Raw genomic sequence first — 5,543 nt, forward strand, 5'->3', positions numbered from 1 at the left:
GGCGTCACGAACGGGAAGGCGGCCGAGACCGCGACCAACAGCATGTTGGCGGCCGTGGCCGGCGCCAAGCCCGCGAACGAGATGGAAGCCCAACTCGCGGTGCAGATGACGGCGGCCCACCACGCCGCCATGCGATGCCTAACCCACGCGACCGGCGCCTCGTCCGTCGAGGCGATGGATGCCGCCGGCAACCTCGCGACCAAGCTCCTGCGGACCTACACGAAGCAGCTTGAGGCCATGGCGAAACTGAAACGCGGCGGCGAGCAGAAGGTCACCGTCGAGCACGTTCACGTCTACCAGGGCGGTCAGGCCATCGTCGGCAACGTCAACGTCCCGCAGGGCCACCTAACCGGGGGGCATCACGAAAACAAAGGGCAATCCCATGCACTCTCTGGATCGGCAGCCCTCGCCCTTCCGGCTTTCGGCCCGATGCTGCGCTCGGACACGGGCGGGTACGTCGTGCCTGTCGCCTGCAGTGAAGGGGAAGGCGCGGTGCCGGATGCACGGCGGGGCAAAAGGCGTCGGCGCGCCCAAGGGTGAGCGGAACGGGGCGTATCGGACGGGCTTCTATGCCGCCGAGGCGGTGGCCTTCCGGCGAGAGTGCCGGGACGTACTGAAGGCGGCGCGGTCGGCGCTAGCGGACCTCGTAGGGTGACTGACATTCGAGACCGACTGCTCACGACCCGAAGCGGCCACTCACCTCCCAGGTTGACAGCGGTGGCTACAGGCTCTTTTCTGTCGGCGGCTAGTGCAGCCTGCCGCTCGCGCCGCAAGGTACGGTGAATGCACATACCTCTTTGAATTGGTCTGACCCTCTGGGCGGTCCACTCGGCAATGCGAGCCCCGATACGAGCGACTGCCCGGTTCAAGGATCGGACACATGCATATTCCCCACGACCCGAAGGCAATGGCCAAAAGACTTCGTCAAGCGCTTGCCGAGCGACGTGTCGATATCTCTCACAGTGACAGTCTGGAGTGCGTAGCTCGTCAATTCGGTTGGCGAGATTGGAACACGCTGGCTGCTCAACTCGACCAGCCTGTTCTGCGTCTGCCCGAAGATTGGAACGTCGGAGGCACACGCAGCGACGATTACGAGATGGGCTTTGACCCAGCAGAAAACTGCGCTGTCATCCGCTTCCGGGTAGCTCTTGCAGAGCCGATCTCGGGTCATGCGTCGTCCGGCTTTGGAACGCTGATGCAGAACTTCCGAGCCGAAGGCTTCCTCAACAAGCGGCTCGAACTCAGCGCACAGCTAAAGGCTAATGAGGTGACTGGAGCCGGCTCCCTCTGGATGCGTATTGACGGGGATAAGGGCCGCACGCTTGCCTTTGACAACCTCGATGGGCGCAAGAGTGAGGGCCCGCTCGTTGGCACAGTCGGTTGGCAAGACAGGTCCATCGTGATGGACGTGCCTCCAGACGCGCAGTCGATCCACTTCGGGTTTTTCCTACGAGGTGGAGGCAGTGTCTGGGCTCGACGGTTCCGCTTCACCGATGTGGACGCTTCGGTGCAAGTGACGGATCACGTCATTCCCCGAAGGTCCGCTCCAACGAACCTCGATTTCGCAGCCGTAGCGTAGTCCATGGCGCTGGTTCGAGTGGCTGTAATCGCTTGAGCCGGCGCCAGCGCTAACGGCAGCTTTCCACCCATCTCGGACGTTTAGCTGCCGTGCGGGAGGTAGCCGGAATCGGTTCTGGACGACGGTGGCTCACGAGATTGCCCATGCCGAGGGTCGCGAGTTCGGCGTGACCGAGGCAGATCGCTTCCCCGGAATACGGACACGATCCGAGCGGCGCTTCCGCAATTAATCGCTCAGCGATGCCTCCGGTTGCCCGAACGAATGTCAGCGCAGGCCGCGAACCGCCATCTCTTCCGGTGCCTGCTCGGCTGCATCCTGGCGCGCGAGTAGGGTGATGAGATCCACAGGACGGTAGTCCCAAGCGTCCGCGCCGACATCGCAAGCGCGGCTCGTGTCTGACAAGCAGGCATGTGTATGGCCGTAGAGGTGGCGGGTCTCGCGCCAGAACCCCGGCCAGGATCGGTGTGGGTAGTGCGACAGGAACAACCGCCACCCCTGCCCATCGGAGGCCTGCACCGTGAGGCGCGCGCTCTCAACGGGTGGCTCGGCCCAAGGGAGTTCCAGCACCCGGTTCGTATCATGGTTGCCGCGCACGAGCCGTTTGGTGCCGTTGAGACGGCTGAACACCCAGGCACAATGGGCACGGCTGGCGTCGGCCGCAAAATCGCCGAGGTGCCAGACCTCGTCGTCGACCCCGACAACCGCGTTCCAGCGGGTGATCAGGGCCTCGTCGTGCGCTTCGACAGAGCCAAACGTGTTCCGCCGGCGCCGGACGAGAGCAGCGTCACCGAAATGCGTGTCTACGATGAAGTAGGTTGCCATGCATTCTACGGAGGGATGCGCCCTCGAGAGAGGGTGAGGAGACAGCGTGTTGCTGCTCCGCGAGATGGGGTACCCTCCACGGGCCACAAGTTGGCGCGATGTCGCTTCACTCCATACCTGATCATTACCACTGATCTAATGCCGCTCGCGATGGCACCGCGCACTGATCGGGTGGTTCGACCGCGAGCGCAGCGGACCGCTCATGGCGACGATAGGGCGAAAGCCTTAAGAACGGTGTGAAGATGGAGTTCCACGTCGATCCCAAGACGGGCGCCATCACCAAGGAAAAGCCCGATAAGGATTAATGGACAAGGCTGCACGCCCCGCTCCCGTAGGGGGCCAGACTAACAAAAAGGGTAAGCATACGGCGTACTTGATCGCCGTGCGCCACAAGCGCGACGTGCCTCGCGTCTACGCCGTGGTAGCCCATTCTGCCGAGGCCGCACTCGCACAGCTGAACGGGCTGACGATCGATGGCATGGGGATCGAGGTCGTCGGCGCTCTTTCGCGGGATCTGACCCGACGCCTCGGCCTCAAGGCGGGCGAGATGCAGCTCATTTCAACGCACTGACGCTCCGACTGGATTGCTTCAAGTTAACGGTCAGACGGATTGCCCAGGGCCGCTACTTCCGCAGCAGCTCATGTCAGGTCCTGTTGGAAGCGAGGGTCACGGAACAACTCCTCCGCAACGACGGCTGCCGCGATCTTCCCCGTCTCGAGATCGGCCGGAAAGTGCGTTCCGGCGATCTTGCGGTTGGCCCCGTAGGAGGCTGCGAACGCGTACAGCGCCTGACGTTTGACGCCTTAAGTCAGCAGCCGGGTCAGCGCATAGCAAGCAGCCGAGATGCCGGCTGCGGCCGGCAGGGTGACCACCCAGGCGACGACAATGTTGCCTGCAAGACCCCAGCGCACTGCCGAGGTCCGTCGCGCCGCACCGACCCCGATGATCGCGCCCGTGATCGTGTGGGTCGTCGAGACCGGCACGCCGAGCCATGTTGCCAGAAACAGCGTGATGGCCCCTCCCGTCTCGGCGCAGAAGCCCTGCGTCGGGTTCAGCCGGGTGATCCGCGATCCCATCGTATGCACAATGCGCCAACCACCGGACAACGTGCCCAGCGCCATCGCAGATTGGCAGGCGAGTACCACCCAGAGCGGAACGTGGAAGTCGCCCGTCAGCTGACCTTGCGAGTAGAGCAGCACTGCGATGATGCCCATGGTCTTCTGCGCATCGTTGCCCCCGTGCCCGAGCGAGTAGAGCGAGGCGGAAGCGAACTGGAGCATCCGAAAGGTTTTGTCCACGCCGAACGGGGTCGCCCGCACGCAGCTCCAGGACACGATAAGCACGAGCACGAGCGCCAGAACGAAGCCGATGAGTGGCGACAGCACGATGGCCGCGACCGTCTTGCCCAAGCCCGACCAGACCACGACGCCAGGGCCCGCCTTGCTGACGCCTGCCCCGACGAGACCGCCGACGAGCGCGTGAGAGCTGCTCGACGGGATGCCGAACACCCAGGTGACGACATTCCAGACGATGGCCCCGATGAGGGCGCTGAGGATCACCTGCGGATCGACGATGCCGGCGTCGACGATGCCGGTGCCGAGGGTCTCGGCCACGTGCAGACCGAAGAACAGAAACGCGATGAAGTTGAAGAACGCTGCCCAGAGCACCGCATATTGCGGCCGCAGAACCCGGGTCGACACGATGGTGGCGATGGAGTTCGCCGCATCGTGCAACCCGTTGAGGAAGTCGAAGACCAGAGCCACCGCGATCAGGGCGACAAGGTAAGGCAGGGCGAGGGTCGTGACCTCCATGGCGGTCACACGTTCTCGATCACGATGCCACTGATCTCGTTGGCGACATCCTCGAAGCGGTCGACCACGTCCTCCAGGTGCCCGTAGATCTCCGCGCCGATCATGTAGGCCATCGCGTCGCCGTCTCCGCCGTCGCGGCGATGCGCCTGATAGAGCGCCTTCAGGCCCTGCTCCTCCAACGCGTCCGAGTGGCCCTCGATCTGGGTTATCGCCTCGGTGAGCTGGTTGATGCGTCCGGCATGGCTACCCACCGCGTTGAGCAGCGGCACAGCTTCGGCCGTGAGGCGAGCCGCCTCGATTACCGTCTCGCCCATCGCTCGCATCAAGGGGGTGAAGTCGCGTAGCTCGTAGAGTTGGACCGCCTTCACGGTCTTGTTCATCTGGTCGATGGCATCGTCCATCGACTGGATCAGATCCTTGATGTCGCCGCGGTCGAACGGCGTGATGAAGCTACGGCGCACCGCCAGCAGAACCTCGGCGGCAATTGCGTCCGCCTCGTGCTCCCGGTCGACGATCACCTGACAGTAGCGCGGAACCTCCGCACCTCCCTGCAGCACGCCCTGGAGGGCTTCCGCGCCGGCGACCAAGGTCTGGGAGTGACGCGCGAACAGATCGAAGAAGCGATCTTCCCGGGGCATCAGGGCACGAAACCAGCCAAGCATCGAACGAGCCCTCAGGTGACCGTGACGCTGGGCCGACTGCCGTTGGCTGCGTGCGTGGCAGCAAAACCCAAGACCAAGCTGGGGCGTTCCAATCCGTGTCGGAAAGTCGGCTGCCTTCTTCGCCGGTACTCGCTCATGAGGGTGTCCTCTTCGGCGAATGACCCCGGTAGGCTCCTGTGGCCGTGTTGGGTCAGTGACGGAACGTCCGCTTCAGGGCGAAGGGTCAGAGTTTGATTCCAGCCTCGGCGAAGACGGCAAGCGCTTCGGCCGTGATGCGCTTGCGGAAAGTTGCCAGCGTCGTCGGCGCACTCGACCGTGATCGTGACGAGGGGGGCAGCGACGATGGCGGCGCGCACTCCCAGATCATAGGCTCGGCGCTCGGCGGGGGTCATGTCGCGGATCACGCAGTTGCCTCCGCATCCTTCTCAGAATGGCCCGTTTCGGAGGCGCGACGCGTAGCCCATTCCCGATCCCGCATGGCCTGGGCCTCTCGAACCGCAACGTGTTCGCGCTCTTGTTCCTCGTAGACCTTCTGCATGCGCTTCTCCTCGCGGGCTGCCGCTTTCTTCCGCCGCGCCAGGTCTTCGGCCTTCTGCCTCATGATCTCTTCGACGGTGATCGGCTCCGGCTTCGAAGGCCGTTTAGCGCGCTGCTGGAATGGGTACGGC

The 5,543-nt window shown here is 64.0% G+C and carries 6 protein-coding genes and 2 pseudogenes; 4 read left to right on the forward strand and 4 right to left on the reverse strand.

The features are described 5' to 3' along the window. From MKK54_RS19910 to MKK54_RS19915, 3 genes and pseudogenes are all read left to right on the forward strand, one after another. Positions 1 to 540: pseudogene (locus MKK54_RS19910) on the forward strand (hypothetical protein); the annotation flags it as partial. Then, positions 476 to 655, forward strand: coding sequence for a hypothetical protein (locus tag MKK54_RS24570; protein ID WP_313898402.1), 180 nt, complete (start codon positions 476 to 478; stop codon positions 653 to 655). The pseudogene MKK54_RS19910 and the gene MKK54_RS24570, both read left to right, overlap by 65 nt. A 225-nt stretch (positions 656 to 880) precedes the next feature. Beyond that, positions 881 to 1,579, forward strand: coding sequence for a glyoxalase superfamily protein (locus tag MKK54_RS19915; protein ID WP_244013451.1), 699 nt, complete (start codon positions 881 to 883; stop codon positions 1,577 to 1,579). A 264-nt stretch (positions 1,580 to 1,843) separates the two neighbouring features. Here MKK54_RS19915 and MKK54_RS19920 read toward each other — a convergent pair whose 3' ends face one another. Beyond that, positions 1,844 to 2,401 (reverse strand): metallophosphoesterase, encoded by a 558-nt coding sequence (locus tag MKK54_RS19920; protein ID WP_244013453.1) that lies wholly within the window; start codon positions 2,399 to 2,401, stop codon positions 1,844 to 1,846. Positions 2,402 to 2,774: 373 nt separating this feature from the next. Between MKK54_RS19920 and MKK54_RS19925 the strand changes: the two genes are divergently transcribed. Continuing rightward, positions 2,775 to 2,972: an RNA recognition motif domain-containing protein gene (locus MKK54_RS19925; protein ID WP_244013455.1), complete on the forward strand. Its 198-nt coding sequence runs from the start codon at positions 2,775 to 2,777 to the stop codon at positions 2,970 to 2,972. Between the two features lie 233 nt (positions 2,973 to 3,205). On the opposite strand, the gene MKK54_RS19930 is transcribed toward MKK54_RS19925, so the two are convergent. The 3 genes and pseudogenes from MKK54_RS19930 to MKK54_RS19940 all read right to left on the reverse strand — a co-directional run. After that, a complete protein-coding gene (locus MKK54_RS19930) occupies positions 3,206 to 4,213 on the reverse strand; it encodes an inorganic phosphate transporter (RefSeq protein WP_244013457.1) in 1,008 nt (335 codons plus the stop codon). Positions 4,214 to 4,218: 5 nt separating this feature from the next. After that, the gene (locus MKK54_RS19935) at positions 4,219 to 4,875 is read right to left on the reverse strand and encodes a DUF47 domain-containing protein (protein WP_244013460.1); all 657 of its coding nucleotides are present in this window, start codon (positions 4,873 to 4,875) and stop codon (positions 4,219 to 4,221) included. A gap of 400 nt (positions 4,876 to 5,275) precedes the next feature. Then, positions 5,276 to 5,543: pseudogene (locus MKK54_RS19940) on the reverse strand (hypothetical protein); the annotation flags it as partial.

The organism is Methylobacterium sp. J-068, assembly GCF_022829445.1.
In the GTDB taxonomy this organism is placed as follows: Bacteria; Pseudomonadota; Alphaproteobacteria; order Rhizobiales; family Beijerinckiaceae; genus Methylobacterium.